The organism is Microbacterium sp. SLBN-111 (assembly GCF_049739645.1).
Classification (GTDB): Bacteria; Actinomycetota; Actinomycetes; order Actinomycetales; family Microbacteriaceae; genus Microbacterium.
Genome location: NZ_JBMGQH010000001.1, coordinates 3,643,767 through 3,661,579, shown reverse-complemented (window position 1 = coordinate 3,661,579; position 17,813 = coordinate 3,643,767). Strand labels below are relative to the sequence as shown.

At 72.4% G+C, this 17,813-nt stretch carries 16 protein-coding genes; 9 read left to right on the top strand and 7 right to left on the bottom strand.

Going from position 1 to position 17,813, the window contains the following annotated elements:
• Positions 1 to 68 precede the first annotated feature (68 nt).
• Together RKD05_RS17190 and RKD05_RS17185 are read right to left on the bottom strand one after the other, a co-directional pair.
• Positions 69 to 1,463 (bottom strand): aspartate aminotransferase family protein, encoded by a 1,395-nt coding sequence (locus RKD05_RS17190; protein WP_424711634.1) that lies wholly within the window; start codon positions 1,461 to 1,463, stop codon positions 69 to 71.
• Positions 1,460 to 1,930, bottom strand: a complete 471-nt coding sequence (locus RKD05_RS17185) for an Lrp/AsnC family transcriptional regulator (protein ID WP_022878024.1) — start codon at positions 1,928 to 1,930, stop codon at positions 1,460 to 1,462. Before RKD05_RS17185 ends, RKD05_RS17190 begins: the two co-directional genes overlap by 4 nt.
• Positions 1,931 to 2,097: 167 nt before the next feature.
• Between RKD05_RS17185 and RKD05_RS17180 the strand changes: the two genes are divergently transcribed.
• Positions 2,098 to 2,835: a HEAT repeat domain-containing protein gene (locus RKD05_RS17180; protein WP_424711633.1), complete on the top strand. Its 738-nt coding sequence runs from the start codon at positions 2,098 to 2,100 to the stop codon at positions 2,833 to 2,835.
• Between the two features lie 6 nt (positions 2,836 to 2,841).
• On the opposite strand, the gene RKD05_RS17175 is transcribed toward RKD05_RS17180, so the two are convergent.
• Genes RKD05_RS17175 through RKD05_RS17165 form a run of 3 tightly spaced genes read right to left on the bottom strand, consistent with a single transcriptional unit; the run spans position 2,842 to position 7,140 of the window.
• Positions 2,842 to 4,257 carry an aminobutyraldehyde dehydrogenase gene (locus tag RKD05_RS17175; RefSeq protein ID WP_424711883.1) on the bottom strand — a complete coding sequence of 472 codons (1,416 nt, stop codon included), beginning with the start codon at positions 4,255 to 4,257 and terminating at the stop codon, positions 2,842 to 2,844.
• A gap of 5 nt (positions 4,258 to 4,262) precedes the next feature.
• On the bottom strand, positions 4,263 to 5,624 hold the full coding sequence (locus tag RKD05_RS17170) for an aspartate aminotransferase family protein (RefSeq protein ID WP_424711631.1): 1,362 nt from the start codon (positions 5,622 to 5,624) through the stop codon (positions 4,263 to 4,265).
• 28 nt (positions 5,625 to 5,652) lie between these two features.
• The gene (locus RKD05_RS17165) at positions 5,653 to 7,140 is read right to left on the bottom strand and encodes a CoA-acylating methylmalonate-semialdehyde dehydrogenase (protein WP_424711630.1); all 1,488 of its coding nucleotides are present in this window, start codon (positions 7,138 to 7,140) and stop codon (positions 5,653 to 5,655) included.
• A gap of 100 nt (positions 7,141 to 7,240) precedes the next feature.
• Between RKD05_RS17165 and RKD05_RS17160 the strand changes: the two genes are divergently transcribed.
• The 3 genes from RKD05_RS17160 to RKD05_RS17150 all read left to right on the top strand — a co-directional run bounded on the left by RKD05_RS17160 (position 7,241) and on the right by RKD05_RS17150 (position 12,817).
• Entirely contained in the window at positions 7,241 to 8,896 is a 1,656-nt protein-coding gene (locus RKD05_RS17160; RefSeq protein ID WP_424711629.1) for a PucR family transcriptional regulator ligand-binding domain-containing protein, read from the top strand.
• Positions 8,897 to 8,960: 64 nt separating this feature from the next.
• Positions 8,961 to 10,640 carry a cellulase family glycosylhydrolase gene (locus RKD05_RS17155; RefSeq protein WP_424711627.1) on the top strand — a complete coding sequence of 560 codons (1,680 nt, stop codon included), beginning with the start codon at positions 8,961 to 8,963 and terminating at the stop codon, positions 10,638 to 10,640.
• Positions 10,641 to 10,720: 80 nt separating this feature from the next.
• Positions 10,721 to 12,817, top strand: coding sequence for an ArnT family glycosyltransferase (locus tag RKD05_RS17150; protein ID WP_424711626.1), 2,097 nt, complete (start codon positions 10,721 to 10,723; stop codon positions 12,815 to 12,817).
• A gap of 18 nt (positions 12,818 to 12,835) precedes the next feature.
• On the opposite strand, the gene RKD05_RS17145 is transcribed toward RKD05_RS17150, so the two are convergent.
• The gene (locus RKD05_RS17145) at positions 12,836 to 13,633 is read right to left on the bottom strand and encodes an alpha/beta fold hydrolase (RefSeq protein ID WP_022878016.1); all 798 of its coding nucleotides are present in this window, start codon (positions 13,631 to 13,633) and stop codon (positions 12,836 to 12,838) included.
• 57 nt (positions 13,634 to 13,690) lie between these two features.
• Here RKD05_RS17145 and RKD05_RS17140 point away from each other — a divergent pair, with 57 nt between their 5' ends.
• From RKD05_RS17140 to RKD05_RS17120, 5 genes are all read left to right on the top strand, one after another.
• A complete protein-coding gene (locus tag RKD05_RS17140; protein WP_022878015.1) occupies positions 13,691 to 14,260 on the top strand; it encodes a mismatch-specific DNA-glycosylase in 570 nt (189 codons plus the stop codon).
• 78 nt (positions 14,261 to 14,338) lie between these two features.
• Entirely contained in the window at positions 14,339 to 14,635 is a 297-nt protein-coding gene (locus RKD05_RS17135) for a DUF1905 domain-containing protein (RefSeq protein WP_424711624.1), read from the top strand.
• A gap of 17 nt (positions 14,636 to 14,652) precedes the next feature.
• Positions 14,653 to 15,105 (top strand): prepilin peptidase, encoded by a 453-nt coding sequence (locus tag RKD05_RS17130; protein ID WP_424711622.1) that lies wholly within the window; start codon positions 14,653 to 14,655, stop codon positions 15,103 to 15,105.
• 135 nt (positions 15,106 to 15,240) lie between these two features.
• Positions 15,241 to 16,263: a YhjD/YihY/BrkB family envelope integrity protein gene (locus RKD05_RS17125; RefSeq protein WP_424711620.1), complete on the top strand. Its 1,023-nt coding sequence runs from the start codon at positions 15,241 to 15,243 to the stop codon at positions 16,261 to 16,263.
• Positions 16,264 to 16,292: 29 nt separating this feature from the next.
• Positions 16,293 to 17,000, top strand: a complete 708-nt coding sequence (locus tag RKD05_RS17120; RefSeq protein ID WP_424711618.1) for an NAD(P)H-hydrate epimerase — start codon at positions 16,293 to 16,295, stop codon at positions 16,998 to 17,000.
• Positions 17,001 to 17,012: 12 nt separating this feature from the next.
• On the opposite strand, the gene RKD05_RS17115 is transcribed toward RKD05_RS17120, so the two are convergent.
• Entirely contained in the window at positions 17,013 to 17,768 is a 756-nt protein-coding gene (locus tag RKD05_RS17115) for a glutamine amidotransferase (RefSeq protein ID WP_424711616.1), read from the bottom strand.
• Positions 17,769 to 17,813: the final 45 nt, after the last annotated feature.

The following is a 17,813-nucleotide window of genomic DNA, read 5'->3' as shown; positions in this document are numbered from 1 at the left end:
ACCGCTCCGTTCGGGAGCGGGTGGGGCGGGAGCGGATGCCACCGGGGTGGGGCGGCATCCGTTCCGGGTCAGAGGCGCGTCCAGGCCTCGGTGAGGACGGAGCGGAGGATCTGTTCGATCTCGTCGAATTCCGACGGACCGATGGTGAGCGGCGGAGCGAGCTGGATCACGGGGTCGCCGCGGTCGTCGGCGCGGCAGTACAGGCCCGCGTCGTACAGCGCCTTCGAGAGGAAGCCGCGCAGCAGCCGCTCGGACTCGTCGTCGTCGAAGGTCTCCTTGGTGACCTTGTCCTTGACGAGTTCGATACCGAAGAAGTACCCGTCGCCGCGCACGTCGCCGACGATCGGGAGGTCGAGGAGCTTCTCGAGAGTCGAGCGGAAGACGGGGGAGTTCGTGCGGACGTTCTCGAGCAGCCCCTCCTCCTCGAACACGTCGAGGTTCTCCATCGCGACGGCGGACGAGACCGGGTGGCCGCCGAACGTGTAGCCGTGCGGGAATGAGGCGTCGCCGTGCGCGAACGGCTCGTACACGCGGTCGCTGACGATCGTGCCGCCGAGCGGCGAGTACCCGCTGGTCACGGCCTTGGCGAACGTGATCATGTCGGGCTGGTAGTCGTACGCCTCCGCGCCGAAGTAGTAACCGAGGCGACCGAAGGCGCAGATGACCTCGTCGCTGACGAGCAGCACGTCGTACTTGTCGCAGATCTCGCGCACCCGCTGGAAGTACCAGGCCGGGGCGGGGAAGCAGCCCCCGGCGTTCTGCACCGGCTCGAGGAACACCGCGGCCACGGTCTCGGGACCCTCGAACTGGATCATCTGCTCGATGCGGTCGGCCGCCCACAGCCCGAACTCCTCGGGCGTCCCGCCGCCGAATCCCGACTCCGCGGCGCGGTAGTAGTTCGTGTTGGGGACGCGGAAGCCACCGGGGGTGACCGGCTCGAACATGTGCTTCATCACGGGGAGTCCGGTGATGGCGAGGGCACCCTGCGTGGTGCCGTGGTACGCGATCGCGCGCGAGATCACCTTGTGCTTGGTGGGCTTCCCCTGCGTCTTCCAGTACTGCTTGGCGAGCTTGAACGCGGTCTCGACGGCCTCGCCGCCGCCGGTGGAGAAGAACACGTGGTTGAGGTCGCCGGGGGCGAGGTGTGCGATGCGGTCGGCCAGTTCGATCGCCGCGGGGTGGGCGTACGACCACAGCGGGAAGAACGCCAGCTCCTCGGCCTGCTTCGCGGCGGCCTGGGCGATCCGGCGGCGCCCGTGGCCGGCGTTGACGACGAAGAGGCCCGCGAGGCCGTCGATGTAGCGCTTGCCCGCGGCATCCCAGATGTGATGTCCCTCGCCCTTGACGATGATGGGGACGCCCGGGCCCTCGGTCATGACGGACTGGCGCGCGAAGTGCATCCAGAGGTGATCGCGCGCCTTCGTCTGGAGGTCGGACTGCAGGTCGATTTCGTGAAGCGTCATCGCGTTCCCCAGTTGTAGAGCTGTCGGTGGAGTTTCAAGTACACGAACGTCTCGGTCGCGACGACGTCGGGCAGCGACCGGATGCGGTCGTTGAGCAGGTCGATGAGGTCGTCGTCGCTCTCGCAGACGACCTCGACGAGGAGATCGAAGGAACCGGCCGTGGAGACGACGTAGATCACGCCCGGCAGTTCGGCCATCTCGGCCGCGATCACGCGGGTGTCTCCCGACACCCGGACCCCGATCATCGCCTGCCGCGCGAAGCCGAGCTGCAGGGGGTCGGTGACGGCGACGATCTGCAGGACGCCGGCGTCCTGCAGCTTCTGCACTCGCTGCCGAGTCGCCGTCTCGCTGAGACCCACCGCCTTGCCGATCTCGGCGTACGAGCGGCGGCCGTCTTCCTGCAGCTGCTCGACGATGGCCTTCGACACGCTGTCGAGGACCGGACGCCGTTCCGCGGAGATGCTCATGATGTGGCGACGGTATCAGCGCTCACACCGGTTACTCAATGATGAAATCGAGACTTATTCAGGTGTAACAGCGCGGAAACCGTCGTTCCTGGGCCTTTCGGTGCCGAACCGGGCCGGTCGTCCCGGCGCATGGCAAGCTGGGCGGGCGACGAACGGGAGGGCCGCGCATGGCCGACGGCGAGATCACGGCGGGCCTTCGAGCCGCCCTGGAGCGGGACGACGCGTCGCTGCGCCTGCGCGCGGCGATGGATGCCGGGACCCGCCCGAACGACGCCTTCATCGCCGTGCTCGTCGCCCGGTGCGCGGTCGAACCCGACTTCTTCGTCCGCGACATGCTCACGTGGGCGCTGACGCGGCACGACCCGGAGCTCGTCGTCGCCGCGATCCGTCCCGAACTGGGATCGCCGTTCCCGCAGGCCCGCAGCCAGGGCATGCACACGCTGTCGAAGATCGGCGACCCGGCCACGTGGTCGGCGATCACCCCGGCCCTCCTTCACGACGAGGAGACCGCCGTGGCACGTGCGGCGTGGCGGGCGGCGGCGGGCCTCGTTCCGGATGCCGAGCGGGCGGGCCTCGCCGCCGCGCTCGTGCAGCATTTCGGTCAGGGCGACATCGAAACGCGCCACAGCCTCAGCCGGGCGTTCGTCATGATCGGCGAGGAGGCGCGGGCCGCGATCGACGCGGCGGCGGAGTCGGACGACGAAGCGGTCCGCGTGCACGCCCTCGCGACGCACGCGCTCATGGACGACCCGGATGCCGGTTTCGAGGGCGCGGTCGACCACGCGCGGCGCGTGAACGCCCAGCGCCACGCGCCGACGGTGCCGGAGGCGGGCCCGGACGCGGGCCCGGAGGCAGCGCAGCCGACGCCGGACGCCCCCGAGGAGACGGGGACGCCCGGCGCCTGAGCCGCGTCAGGCCAGGCTCGACATCACGTGCTTGATGCGCGTGTAGTCCTCGAAGCCGTAGACCGAGAGGTCCTTGCCGTAGCCCGAGTGCTTGAACCCGCCGTGTGGCATGTCCGACACGAACGGGATGTGGGCGTTGATCCACACGCACCCGAAGTCGAGGTCGCGGCTGAAGCGCAGCGCGCGGCCGTGTTCGCGGGTCCAGACGGATGCCGCGAGTGCGTACGGCACGCCGTTCGCCATCTCGAGCGCCTCGGCGTCGTCCTCGAATGCCTGGACCGCGAGGACGGGACCGAACACCTCCTGCTGCACCAGTTCGTCGTCCTGGCGGAGGCCCGTGACGATCGTGGGCGCGAAGAAGCAGCCGGTGTCGCCGACGCGGTGCCCGCCCGTCGCCACGCGCGCGTGCGCCGGGAGGCGGTCGACGAACCCCTGCACCCGCGCGAGCTGGTCGGGGTTGTTCACCGGGCCGAAGAAGGCGTCGGGGTCGTCGGGCGCGCCCACCTTCACGCTCTCCGCGACGTACGCCACGAGACGTTCGACGAGGGCGTCGTGCAGTGACGCGTGCACGAGCACGCGGGTCGCGGCCGTGCAGTCCTGTCCCGCGTTGAAGAACGCTGCCTGCGCGATCCCCGCGGTCGCGGCATCCAGGTCGGCATCGGGGAAGACAATCGCGGGCGCCTTCCCGCCGAGCTCGAGGTGCACGCGCTTGACCTGCCGCGCCGCCGACTCGGCGACCTGCATGCCCGCGCGGACCGACCCGGTGATCGCGACGAGCTGCGGGGTGGGGTGCTCCACGAGCGCCCGACCGGTCTCGCGGTCGCCGAGGACGACGTTGAGAACGCCCGGCGGGAGGATCCTCGCTGCGAGCTCGGCCAGCCGCAGGGTCGTCTGCGGCGTCGTCTCGCTGGGCTTCAGCACGACGGTGTTCCCCGCGGCGATCGCCGGTGCGATCTTCCAGATCGCCATGTTCAGCGGGTAGTTCCACGGCGTCACCTGCGCCACGACACCGATGGGCTCGCGGCGCACGTAGGACGTGAACCCCTCGGCGTACTCCGCGGCCGCGCGGCCGTCGAGGTCGCGCGCGGCGCCGGCGAAGAAGCGCAGCTGGTCGACCGACTGGTCGATCTCGTCGGCGACGAGCGTCGCGCGCGGCTTCCCGGTGTCCTCGGACTCCAGGTCGGCGAACTCCTCCGCGTGGTCGGCGAGCGCGTCGGCGAGGCGGAAGAGCGCCAGCTGGCGCGCGGCCGGGGTCGTCAGCCGCCACGACGCGAAGGCCCGGGATGCCGCCTGGAAAGCGGCATCCACCTCCTCCTCGGTCGAGCACGGGGCCTGGGCGTACACCTCGCCCGTGACGGGGCTCACGAGGTCGAGCAGCCGCCCGGTCGACGGCGTGCGGCCGCCGTCGACCAGGTTCGTCAGCGTCTTCACGCCGCGGCCGCTTCGTCGGCGACGGACAGGGCCTCGTCGATGACGTCGAGGCCGCGGACGAGCTCGTCCTCGGTGATGACGAGCGGCGGGGCGACGTGCACGCGGTTGAAGTGCGTGAACGGCCACAGGCCGGCCTTCTTGCACGCGGCGGCGAACGCGGCCATCGGGGCGGCGTCGGCACCGGCGGCGTTGAACGGCACGAGTGGTTCGCGCGTCTCGCGGTCGCGGACGAGCTCGATCGCCCAGAAGAGGCCCCGACCGCGCACCTCGCCGACCGACGGGTGCTTCTCGGCCATCTCGCGCAGGCGCGGACCGACGACGCGCTCGCCGAGGTCGCGCACGCGCTCGAGGATCCCGTCGCGACGGAACACATCGAACGTGGCGATGCCGGGTGCGCACGCGAGCGGGTGGCCCGAGTACGTCAGGCCGCCCGGGAAGGTCACGGTGTCGAAGTGGTGGGCGATGGCATCCGAGATCACCACTCCGCCGAGCGGCACGTAGCCCGAGTTCACGCCCTTCGCGAAGGTGATGAGGTCGGGGACCACGTCGAACGCGTCGACCGCGAACCACTCGCCGATGCGGCCGAAGCCGACCATGACCTCGTCGGCGATGTAGACGATGCCGTACTTGTCGCACAGGGCGCGGACGCCGGGGAGGTAGCCGGGCGGCGGAACGAGCACGCCGTTGGTGCCGACGACGGTCTCGAGGATGATCGCGCCGATCGTCGAGGCGCCCTCGAGGATGATCGTCTGCTCGAGGTGCTCGAGCGCGCGGGCGGTCTCCTCCTCCTCGGACGCCGAGTGGAACGCCGAGCGGTACGCGTACGGGCCGAAGAAGTGCACGACCGAGGCGTCCGCGGGCTCGTTCGCCCAGCGCCGCGGGTCACCGGTGAGGGTGATCGCCGTGGAGGTGTTGCCGTGGTAGCTGCGGTACATCGCGAGCACCTTGCGCTTGCCGGTGACCAGGCGCGCCATGCGGACCGCGTTCTCGTTGGCATCGGCTCCGCCGTTGGTGAAGAACACCTTCGAGAAGCCCTCGGGCGCCACCTCGGCGATGAGTCGCGCGAGCTCGCCGCGCGTGCCGTTGGCCATCGCGGGCTGGATCGTGGCGAGCTCGCCGGCCTGCCGCTGGATCGCCGCGACGAGGTCGGGGTGCTGGTGGCCGAGGTTCAGGTTCACCAGCTGCGACGAGAAGTCGAGGTAGCTGTTGCCGGCGTAGTCCCAGAACGTCGAGCCCTCGCCGCCGGCGATGGGCAGCGGGTCGATGAGCGCCTGGGCGCTCCAGGAGTGGAAGACGTGCGCGCGGTCGTCGGCGCGGACCTGCGCGTCGGCGGCGAGGTCGGGGGAGGTGAGCGTCATGATGCGTTCCTTTCCGGATGCCGTGCGGTCAGTGGTTGCTGGGGAAGCCGAGGCTGATCTGGCTCTCGCTGGGGTCGGGCCAGCGCGTGGTGACGACCTTGCTGCGGGTGTAGAAGTGGATCGACTCCGGCCCGTAGATGTGCGAGTCGCCGAACAGCGAGTTGCGCCAGCCGCCGAACGAGAAGGCGCCGACCGGGACCGGGATCGGCACGTTGACGCCGACCATACCGACCTCGATGTCGAACTCGAACTGGCGGGCCGTGCCGCCGTCGCGCGTGAACACCGCGGTGCCGTTGGCGAAGGGGCTGGAGTTGATGAGCTCCACGGCCTCGTCGTAGGTCTTGACGCGGACGACCGAGAGCACGGGGCCGAAGATCTCGTCGTCGTACACCTTCATGCCGGGGGCGACGCGGTCCACGAGCGAGACGCCGATGAAGAAGCCGTCGCCCTCGAACTGCTGCGTCGTGCCGTCGACGACGACCTCGGCGCCCTCGGCGGCGGCTCCGGTGACGTAGGAGGCGACCTTGTCGCGGTGCTCGCGCGTGATGAGCGGACCCATCTCGCTCGTGGCATCCGTTCCGGGTCCGATCTTCAGACCCTCGATGCGGGATGCCACCTTCTCGACGAGCGCGTCGGCGACGTCGTCGCCCACGGCCACGAGCACCGACACGGCCATGCAGCGCTCACCGGCGGAGCCGTACGCGGCGGACACGGCGGCGTCGGCCGCGGAGTCGAGGTCCGCGTCGGGCATGACGACCATGTGGTTCTTCGCTCCGCCGAGGGCCTGCACGCGCTTGCCGTTCTCGGCGGCGCGCGAGTAGATGGACTTCGCGATCGGCGTCGAGCCGACGAAGCTCACCGCGCGGACGTCGGGGGAGTCCAGCAGCGCGTCGACCGCGACCTTGTCGCCGTGCACGACGTTGAGGACACCGGCGGGGAGCCCGGCCTCCTCGAACAGCTTCGCGAGGAAGAGCGACGCGGACGGGTCCTTCTCGCTCGGCTTCAGGACGACGGTGTTGCCGCACGCGATCGCCGAGGCGGTCATCCACAGCGGCACCATGACGGGGAAGTTGAACGGCGTGATCGCCGCGACGACACCGACCGGCTGCTTCACGGAGTGCACGTCGACGCCGCGGCTGACCTGCTCGGCGTGCTCGCCCTTGAGGAGGTGCACGAGGCCGGCGGCGAACTCGACGTTCTCGATGCCGCGGCTGATCTCGCCCTTGGCGTCCGAGAGCACCTTCCCGTGCTCGGCGGTGATGATGGCGGCGAGCTCGTCGGTGCGCTCGACCAGGAGGTGGCGGAGGCGGAAGAACACGTCGGCGCGCTTGATGAGGCTCGTCGCCCGCCACGCCGGGAGGGCGGCCTTGGCGACGGCGATCGCCTCGTCGACCTCGGCGGTGGTGGCGAACGCGACCTGCGCCTGCACGCGTCCGGTGGCCGGGTCGAACACGTCGCCCGTGCGCTCCGCGGCACCGCGGGCCTCGCCGTTGATGTGGTGGTGGATGACGGTCATGCGGATCCTCCTCGAGATTCCCGGCCGTCCGGACAGATCGACCGGGAGCGCCGTAGGGTGTTCACTGCCGATTCTGCGGCACAGGGAGGGGCTGGCGCGCATGGCTGATCGTCGCGAAGAACGTTCGGACCGGACAGATCGTCCGGAGGCCGCGGATGCCGTGCTCGACCGCGGTCTCCCCACGCTCGCCGAGGTGCTGGAGTCGCCGGCCCTGACCGCGGGCGCACCAGAGGTGCTCGTCGGCGGGGACGCGCTGTCGACGCCCGTGCGGTGGGTGCACGTGTCGGACAGCCCCGGGGTGGCGCGGCTCCTCGAGGGCGGTGAGCTGCTCCTGACGACGGCGTCCGCGTGGCCGGCCGAACCGGCGGACCTGCGCGCCCTCGTCGCCCAGTTCGTCCGCGCGGGCCTGGTCGGGATCGTCATCGAGCTCGGCGCGCACTACCGGTACGTCCCCGCCGTCGTGGTCCAGGCGGCGACCGCCGCGGGGCTCGCGCTCATCGCCCTGCACCGCGAGATCAAGTTCGTCTCCGTCACCGAGCAGGTGCACCGGCGCATCATCGACGACCAGACCGCCGCCCTGCGCGCCCGGGACGAGGTGCGCACGCTCTTCACCTCTCTCGCGCTGCGCGGCGCGCCCGCCGACTACGTCGTGGAACGCCTCGCCCACACGCTCCGCGCGCCCGTCGTCCTGGAGTCGCTCGCGCACGAGGTCATCGTGGCCGAGCTCGCGGATGCCACTGCCTCGGTGCTCGACGACTGGCAGGAGCGGTCGCGGCGGTTCGGCGACGACGGCGACGACGGCCGCTCGATCGTGGCCGTCGAGGCCCGTGGCATCCGGTGGGCGACGCTCGTGGCGCTCGCCGGGCCCGGGCACCCGGCGGGGCGTCGCGCGGTGCTCGAGCAGGGCGCGACCGCGCTCGCGCTCGGGCGCCTGGCCGACCCGGACGGCGACGACTGGGCGCGTCTCGGTCGCCGGCGGCTCATGGACGCGCTCCTCGGCGGCCGCTACGGCTCGGCGGAAGAGGTGGTCGCCCTGCTCGGTGCCGCAGGCGTGGATCTCGGCCGGGCAGCCCTCTTCGGCCTCGCGACCGATAGCGCCACGGTCGCCGCCGTCGAGGCCGCCGCGTCCGAGCTCGGTGGCCGCGCACTCTGCGGGACACCTCGCGGGTCCACCGAGCGAGCGGCGGGATGGATGCCGGTCCTCGCGGCTCTTCCCGCGTCGATGACCTTCGCGGGGGCGCCCGCCGACCGCTTTCTCGCCCGCTCGCGCGGCGACGGGCCGCCGGCGCGGCTGTCCGTCGGCCCTCGGGTCGAGGGGGCGACGGGCGAAGCCGCCGTGCCCCGCCTGCTCGATTCCCTCGAGCAGGCGCTCGACCTCGCCGAGGTGGGCGACCTGCCGGAGGGCGAGGTGCACTGGGTCGTGCGGCATCCGCTCGTCCGGTTCGTCTCCGCGCTGCGCGGCGACCACCGTCTGCTCGAGCACGGCGAGAACCTCCTCGCCCCGGTCCTCGCCGCCCCGGTGGCGCGGCGCCGCGACCTGCTCGCCGCCCTGTCCGCGGTCGTGGCGCATCCCGGCAATCGCACGGCGGCGGCCGCCGCCGCGCACGTCTCGCGCTCCGTGTTCTATCAGCGTCTCGATCTCGCGGAGCGGGTGCTGGGCGTCGACCTCGACGACGGCGAGGTGCTCGCAGCTCTGCATCTCGCGCTCGTCGTGCACCGCGCGCACCGTTCTCCCGGGTCCGCGGACGGGCGCTGAGCGTGCCCGCGCCCGCCCGGGGTGACCTCGGCCGATACGATGACCCGAACGGGCAGGGGCAGGCATGGCGGAACACCGGACGTGGTCACGGCGCGCGTGGACGCGCGCGGTGTCCCTCGCGTCGATCGTGGGTCTGCTCGTGGCCGGCGCGGTGACCGCACCGGCCGCCTCGGCCGCGGGTCAGCCGGGGTGGCTGTCCACCCGGGGCTCGACGATCGTCACCTCGACGGGCGCGCCGTACACGATCAAGGCCGCCGCGTGGTTCGGCATGGAGACGTCGAACTGCGCGCCGCACGGGCTGTGGTCGATCTCGCTCGATGAAGGGCTCACGACCATCGCCGAAATGGGGTTCACGACCCTCCGGCTGCCGTTCTCGAACGAGTGCCTCTCGGCGTCCGCGACGTCGTCGATCAACGCGAACGTCAATCCCGGGCTCGAGAAGCTGACGCCGCTGCAGCTGTTGGACACCGTGATCGCGCGGGCGAAGGCCCACGGCCTGTCGGTGATCCTCGACCGGCACCGCCCCGACTCCGGTGCGCAGAGCGAGCTCTGGTACACCGCGCAGTACTCGGAGAAGCGCTGGATCGACGACTGGACGATGCTCGCGTCCCGCTACAAGAACGACTCGACCGTCATCGGCGTCGACCTGCACAACGAACCGCACGGGCAGGCGTGCTGGAACTGCGGCGACCCCGCGCGCGACTGGCGCGCGGCGGCCACTCGCGCGGGCAACGCCGTGCTGGCGGTCAACCCGCGGCTGCTGATCGTCGTCGAGGGCGTCGAACGGCAGAACGACGGGTCGAGCACCTGGTGGGGCGGCGGCCTGAAGGACGCCCGTTCCGCACCGGTCACGCTCTCGGTCGCGAATCAGGTCGTCTATTCGCCGCACGACTACCCGGCCTCCGTGTTCGCGCAGTCCTGGTTCTCCGACCCCCGTTACCCCGCCAACCTGGAAGCGCTGTGGGATGCCAACTGGGGCTACCTCGCTAAGGAGAACATCGCTCCGGTGCTCCTGGGGGAGTTCGGCACGAAACTCGAGACCGCGAGCGACCAGAAGTGGCTGTCGACCCTCGTGGGCTACCTCGCGAACCGCGGGATCAGCTACGCCTACTGGTCGTTCAACCCCAACAGCGGAGACACCGGCGGCCTCGTCGCCGACGACTGGCGCACCCCGCAGACCGCGAAGCTGCGGGCGCTGGCGCCGATCCTTTCCCCGGTCCCGCAGCCGACGCCGACCGCGACCCCGAAACCCACGGCGACGGCCACGCCGAAGCCGACGGCGACCCCGAAGCCGACGGCGACCCCGAAGCCCACGGCGACCCCGACCCCCAAGCCCACGGCGACCCCGACTCCCAAGCCTACGGCGACCTCGACTCCCAAGCCCACGGCTACGCCCTCCCCGACGCCGACCGCCACGCCGAAGTCGACCGGCGTCTCCGCTCCCGCGGCGATCACGGCCACGTGGATTCCCCAGAGCACGTGGGGCGAGGGGTACGTCGCTGAGCTGACGGTGACCGCGACCGGCGGCCCCGTGACGGCGTGGACGGTGTCGTGGTCATCGCCGGGCGCCACGGCCGTGGTCAACGCGTGGGGGATGGTGTGCGGCATCCAATCGTCGACCGTGACGTGCCGCGGGGACGGGTGGGCGGCCGCTCCCGCGCCGGGGCAGACGGTCCGGGTCGGTCTGCAGGTGGCGGCCCCCTCGGCGCCGAGCAACCCGCGCCTGACCGTCACCGCCCGATGATCCGGTTCGTCGTGGCATCCATAGCTCGCCCATAGGCTCCGCTCGGCACCGGTTAGTGGTCGGCTGCCTACGATGCGCCGGTGACCGCCGCACTCAGCATCCCGCAGACCCCGATCGCCCGGCCCGCCATCGCGAGGGCCCCGAAGCAACGCGCGTGGCCGTGGGGGCTCGCCGCCGTCGCCGCGCTCGCGCTCGTCCTGACGGCGTGGCAGGTGTGGGACGGCGCGCCGTCGGATTACTACGCCTCCATCGCGGTGTCGATGAGTCAGTCGTGGTCGAACTTCTTCTTCGGCTCGATGGACCCGGCCGGCACGGTCACGCTCGACAAGATCCCCGGGTCGTTCTGGATCCCCGCGCTGTTCGTGAAGGCGTTCGGGTACTCGGCGTGGACGGTGATCCTGCCCAACGCCCTCGCGGCCGTCGGGGCGGCGCTCATCACGGCGGTGACGGCCCGGCGCCTGGCCGGCGTGCGCGCGGGGCTCATCGCGGGGGCCGTCGTCGCGGTCACGCCCATCCTCGTCGCGGTCGCGCGATCGAACCAGCCCGAGGCGTTCTTCGTGCTCGGCTTGTCGATCACGGCGTGGTCGGCGGTGCGCGCGATCCAGGCCCGCAGCCTCGGATGGCTCGTGGTCGCCGGCGCGGCGATCGGCCTGTCGTTCCAGTTCTACATGCTCGAAGCGTGGGCGGTCTGGCCCGCGCTCGCTGCGGCATACCTGTGCACCGCGCAGTCGTGGGGCCGCCGCATCGGGCACCTGCTGGTCGCCGGGGCGGTCAGCGCGGTCGCCTCGCTGTGGTGGGTCGCGATCGTGTCGCTGATCCCCGCGAGCAGCCGCCCGTACATCGGCAGCACGCTGGGCAACAACCCGTGGGAGATGGTGTTCGGCTACAACGGGCTCGGGCGCTTCGGAGCGACGGACGACAGTTCGTCCTACGAGTCGTTCACCCCGCCGTTCTCGGGCAGCCCGGGCGTGCTGCGCCTGTTCAACGCCCAGCTCGCCGGGCAGATCGCGTGGCTCATCCCCGCGGCGCTCATCGCGCTCATCGTGCTCTGGATCCTGCGCTTCCCGCGGGCCCTCACGGTGCTGCTGACGGTGTGGACCCTGACGTTCGCGGCGATGTTCTCCGTCGTCGCCGGGATGCACCAGTTCTACACGGCGGCTCTCGCCGTGCCGCTCGGCCTCGCGGTGGCGACCGCGCTCGCGTGGAGCGCGCGGCAGGGCAGGACGTGGCCCGCCGTGACCATCGTGGGCGTCGGTGCGGCCACCGCGGTCGGCATCGGCATCTCGGTCGGTGGGTACAGCGTTCCCGTCGCGCTCGCGCAGGCCGCCGTCGCGATCGTCGCGATCGTGCTGCTGCTCAGTCGGCACCGCGCACGGTTCGTGACCACCTCGGCGATGCTCGTGGGCCTGCTGCTCACGCCCGCGGTCTGGTCGGCCGTGACGATCGCGCACCCCAGTTCCATCAACCCCGTGGCCGGGGGAGTGTCCGAGATGGCGTCGAGCTTCGGCGGCGCGGGCTTCGGCGGTCGTACGGGCGGCGGCGGATTCCCCGGTGGCCAGAACGGCGCGCAGGGCGGGGGCGGTTTCGCGGGCGCACCGAACGGCGGCCCCGGCGGCGGCGGTTTCGCGGGCGCGCCGAACGGTGGCACGGGAGCCCAGGGCGGCACACGTGACGGCCGCGGCGGGGGCGGCTTCGCCTCCGGGTCGACGGACGGCCGGGGTACGGGCGGCCGCACCGGCGGATTCGGCGCCGGCGCGGGCGGGTTCGGCGGGGACACGAGCGCGCTGCTGTCGTGGCTCGAGACGAACCGGGGCGGAGCGTCCTACCTCGCGGCGACGTTCGGGGCGCAGACGGCGGCGCAGCTCATCGTCGCCTCCGACGGCCAGTCGGTCCTGCCGATCGGGGGATTCAACGGCACGGATGCCGCTCCGACGCTGGAGACGTTCATCTCGCTGGTCCAGAGCGGTGAGCTCCGATACGTCATCGGCGGTCAGGACCGAATGGGCGGCCCCACCGGCGGAGCGTTCGGCGGCAGCGGCTCGGGTGCCGCGACCACGTCGACGAACACGGTCTCGGAGCAGATCCGGGCGTGGGTGCAGCAGAACTGCGAGACGGCGACCGACGCGCCCACGACGGTCTACGTCTGCAGCGCGGCTGCCGCGGGCGGTGGTGCCTGACCCGGGTTCGCTCTCGCGTCAGAGATCGTGCGAGAGGAACGCGACCCCGGCCTCGCGGAACGTGCGAGCGCCGGGCGCGTTCACGTGGTGGCGCCCCGGGATGTCGGCGAACTCGCCTCGCGGCAGGAGTCCCGCCAGCCGCGCGGACTGGTCGTGGATCGGATCCTCGGTCCCGGTGGCGATGAGTACCGGCTGCTGCGGCGGCGACGCGGGATCCGGGTCGGTCTGCCCGAGCCGCATGCCCTCCGCGACGGCGACGAGCGCGCGCAGGTCGTTGCCCGGGACACGGTCGGCGAGCGACATGTAGCGCAGGGTCGTGGCATCCTGAACCGGCTCGCCGTGATCGAGGAACGCCCGGGCCTGATCGACCTGGAGTCGCGCGAGCGGACGGCCGTCCGGGATGCCGCCGAGCACCGCGCGCTCGACGTGCTCGGGCGCGTCGACGGCGAGCTGCCAGCCGACGCGGCCGCCGAGCGAATAGCCGAGGTAGCGCACCTGGTCGAGGAGGTAGGTGTCGAGGACCGCGACGAGGTCGGAGACGAGCGCGTTCATCTGGTACGACGCGGGGTCGTGCGGCTTGTCGCTGAGGCCGTGACCGCGCTGGTCGACCGCGAGCACGCGGAACCCGGCCCGCAGCAGGTCGCGCACCCAACCGGTGTTGACCCAGTTGTCGCGCGTCGACGACCCGAAGCCGTGCACGCACAGAACCGGGGGAGCCTCGGGGTCGCCCCACGAGTACGTCGCCAGGCGGATGTTGTCGCCCACGATCACGAACTGCGCAGGGGGGACCTCGGTGAGGGCGGGCACGGCATCCATTCCGCCGATCCTGGCACAACGGGGCATCGCCCGCGCGGATGTGGTCATAGTGGTCGCATGGGCTATTCGCGCGCCGAGCTGGAGTCGTTCCGGGATGCCACGATCCCCGACCTCGTCGGGCCGGGGCTGCGGCTGCTCTTCGTCGGCATCAACCCCGGGCTCTGGACGGCCGCCACAGGGACGCCCTTCGCGCGGCCGGGCAACCGGTTCTGGCCGGCGCTCGTCGAGGCCGGGATCCTGCCGCGGCTCCCCGCGTACAGCGGCCCCCTCGACGACGCCGACCGCGCGATGATCTTCGCGGCGGGCGTGGGGGTGTCGAACCTCGTCGCGCGGGCCACGGCGCGCGCCGACGAGCTCGGCCGCGACGAGCTGCGCGACGGCGCGCGCGCCCTCGAGACCCGCGTGGCCGCCCTCGCCCCCCGTGCCGTCGCCGTCGTCGGGCTCACCGCGTACCGTCAGGGCTTCGACCGCCCGAAGGCGGTGGCGGGGCGGCAGGACGAAAGCATCGGGGGAGCGCCCACGTGGGTGCTGCCGAACCCCAGCGGCCTGAACGCGCACGACACCGTCGCCTCCCTCGCCCGCGCGTACGCCGAGCCCGCGCGGGCGGCGGGGATCCTCGCGGGCTGACCCCTCCTCCCCAGGGGAGAACGCCGAACACCGTCGCCGGTGCCGGGCTACGGTGGACCGGGTCGGAAGGGGACGCGCGTGATCGTGGAATTCGAGGGAGAGGTCTTCCGCTGGGCCGCGCGGCTCGACAGCGACTGGTACTTCGTCGCTCTGCCGCTCGAGCTGAGCGAGGCCGTCCGCGAGACGCAGACGTTCCGGCGAGGCTTCGGCGGCGTCCGCGTCGAGGCGACGATCGGATCGTCGACCTGGCGGACGTCGGTGTTCCCGCAGTCCACGGGCGAGTACGTGCTCCCGCTCAAGCGCGCCGTGCGCGACCGGGAGGGCATCGTCCCCGACGGCACCGTCCTCGTGCACCTGTCGGTCCTCGACGCCTGACCCACCTGGTCGCCGCCGTGCTCCCCGCCGCGCTGGGCGTATTCGCGGTCCTCAGCGTCGTCCTCGCCGTCATCGACCACCGCCACCACCGGCTCCCGCACGCCCTCGTGCTCCCCGGGCTCGCGCTCGCGCTGACGCTCCTGACCTCCGCGGCGCTCGCCGCGGGCGAGGCCGATCGCGTTGCGGGAGTGTGGGGCGGAGCGGCATCCGCGTTCCTCGTGTGCCTCGCGCTGCGGTCTGTTCGCCCCGCCGCGTTCGGCGGGGGAGACGTGACGCTCGCGGCCCTCGCGGGCGCCCACCTGGGCTGGTTCGGACCGGATGCCGTGGTCTCGGGGCTGGCCGCCGGATTCGTGTGCGGCGGAGCGGCAGGGCTCGGCGCCCTCCTCGCCGCCGGCCGCCGCGCCGAGTTCGCGTTCGGCCCGCCGCTGCTCCTCGGGACGTGGTGGGCGCTGCTCCGCGCGCTCGCGTGAGCGGCCGATGTTCGCAGAATCCGCCGGTTCTCACAGATTCCGGCCGGGATCCTGCGAGATCGGGGCCATTCTGCGAATTCCGGTGCACGGTCAACCCCGCGGGGGCAATCCGACGCCCGCGCTTAGCCTGAGGGAATGGCTGACCTCCTCCGTCGCGTCACCGCGTGGGCCCTGCGGCAGCGTCTCGTGCGCGGCTATCTCGTGTACGCGGGCCGGCGCGGACCGATGCTCGCCGACAGCGTGACGTACCGCACGCTCTTCAGCGTCTTCGCCGGTGTCCTCATCGGGTTCTCGTTCGCCGCCGTCTGGCTCGCCGACAACCCCGACGGACTCGCCGCCCTCACGCGCGCGGTCAACAGCGCGATCCCCGGTCTCGTCGGGCCCGACGGCCTCATCGACGTCGCCGCGATCAAGGCGCCCGCAGGATTCACGGTCGCGGGCATCCTCGGATCCCTCGGTCTCGTCGGCGCCGCGATCGGCGCGATCGGCTCGCTCCGCTCGGCCCTCCGCCAGATCGCGGACGTCACCACCGAGGACACGTTCATCGTCTGGGTGATCCTGCGCAACCTCGCGCTCGCGATCGGCGTGGGCGTCGCACTCGCCGCGGCCGCGGGCGTGACGTTCCTCGCCACGGCGGGGCTGACGTGGGTACGCGGTCTCCTCGGCATCTCGGCGGACTCGTGGGTCACCGGCATCCTGACGTGGCTCCTCTCGACCCTCGTCGTCCTGGCGCTCGACACGGCCGTCGTGGCCGCGGCCTTCGCGCTCCTGTCGGGCCTGCGGGTCCGGCGAGGGACGCTGCTGCGCGGTGCCCTTCTGGGCGGCGTCGGACTCGTGGCGCTGCAGCAGCTGTCGGGGCTGTTCGTCGGGGGAGCGAGCAGCAATCCGCTCCTCGCGACGTTCGCCGCCCTCATCGCGCTGCTCCTGTGGCTGAACCTCTCGAGCCAGGTGATCCTCCTCGCCGGCGCCTACATCACGGTCGGTCACGAGGAGGACGAGGATCGCGAGCGCGCGAAGTTCGGTGCGACGACGTTCGCGCAGTTCCGGGTGCAGCGCGCCGAACGGGCCGTGCAGGCCGACGTGGGCGAACTGGATGCCGCCCGCGAGGCGGAGGCGAAGGAGCGCGAGGCGGCGGCGAAGAATACCGCCCCGGCCTGACCCGCACGCACGCGTCTAGGGTGGGGACCATGACCGAGCGCACCGCCGCGTACACCGCCGATGCGGTCCGCGCCGCGGAAGCGCCGCTGCTCGCCGCGGGCCGTCCGCTCATGCGCGAGGCCGCTCACGCCCTCGCCGCCCTCGTCATCGACGAGCTGACCGCCACGCGCGGACCCGTCCTCGTGCTCGCCGGATCCGGCGACAACGGCGGCGATGCGCTGTTCGCCGCGGCCGAATTCGCCGCCTCCGCGACGCGCGTCGACATCGTGCTCACGCGCGACCGCGTGCACCGGGAAGGCCTCGACGCGGCCCTCGCGGCGGGCGCCCGGATCAGGGATGCCTCGGACATCTGCGCCGCCGTCGCCGATCACGTCCTCGTGGTCGACGGCATCCTGGGGATCGGCGCCTCCGCCGACCCGCGGCTCCGCGGCACGTCGCGCGCGGTCGTCGAGGCCCTGCTCCCGGCGGTGGTCGCGGGGCGCGTCCGGGTCATCGCCGTGGACGTCCCGAGCGGTCTGCATCCCGATACGGGCGAAGCGGATGCCGCCGTCCTCCCCGCCGCGACCACGGTGACGTTCGGTGCCGTCAAGGCCGGGCTGGTGCGGGGCCGGGGGCCGGAGCTCGCCGGGGGCATCGTCCTCGTCGACCTCGGGCTCGAGCCGCAGCTGCGGCGCGTGCGCCCCGCGGTCACCGCGGCCGTGCCGATCGTGCGGACCGCGCCGGCGTCGCAGCCGTAGCCGCGGTCGCGGTCAGCGGGCGTAGCGCTCGACGAACGCGCGCAGGATGCGTCCCGTGTCGGTGACCGGCGCGCGCCGCACGGCCGCGAGGGTCAGGTCGAGCTCGTCGGGCGCGAAGTACCCGTACGACGCGTACGCGTGGATCCGCGTGACGATGCCGTCGACATCGAGCTCGGGGTGGAACTGCGTCGCGTAGACGTTCTCACCGACGCGGAACATCTGCACGGGGCACGTGGGGGACGAGGCCAGCAGCGTCGCCGCCGCGGGAAGCGCTGCGATCGCCTCCTTGTGGCCTACGAACGCCGGGAACGTGTCGGGCAGGCCGACGAGGAGCGGGTCCGCGCGGCCGGCGTCCGACAGCGACACGTCCACGACGCTGATCGGCTCGGCGTACGTGCCGTCGATCGGGGCGCCGAGGTGGGTGCCGAGCGTGCCGACGCCGTAGCAGGCGCCCAGGAACGGCGCGTCCCGCGCGACGACGCGATCGACGAGCGCCGCCATCTCGGCCTCCACCCGCCGCTGGACCGCCGACTTCTTCTCCCACGGGTCCGACGCGTTGAACGGGCTCCCGCCGACGAGGATCCCGGCGACGTCGTCGAGGTCGATGTCGGGCATCGGCTCGCGCTCGAGACGGACCCTCCGCAGCCGCTCGGGAGGCAGTCCCGTGAACCGCAGGAACAGCGCGTACTCCTCGTCCGCGGGGAGGTCCTGCGCGCGGGTCGCGAGGAGCACGAACGGCTTGTCACCGGGGAGGTCCGCGCTCGTCACCCCAGCGAGTCTAGGCGAGGGGTGTCAAGGCGCGGGCGGCGCGCG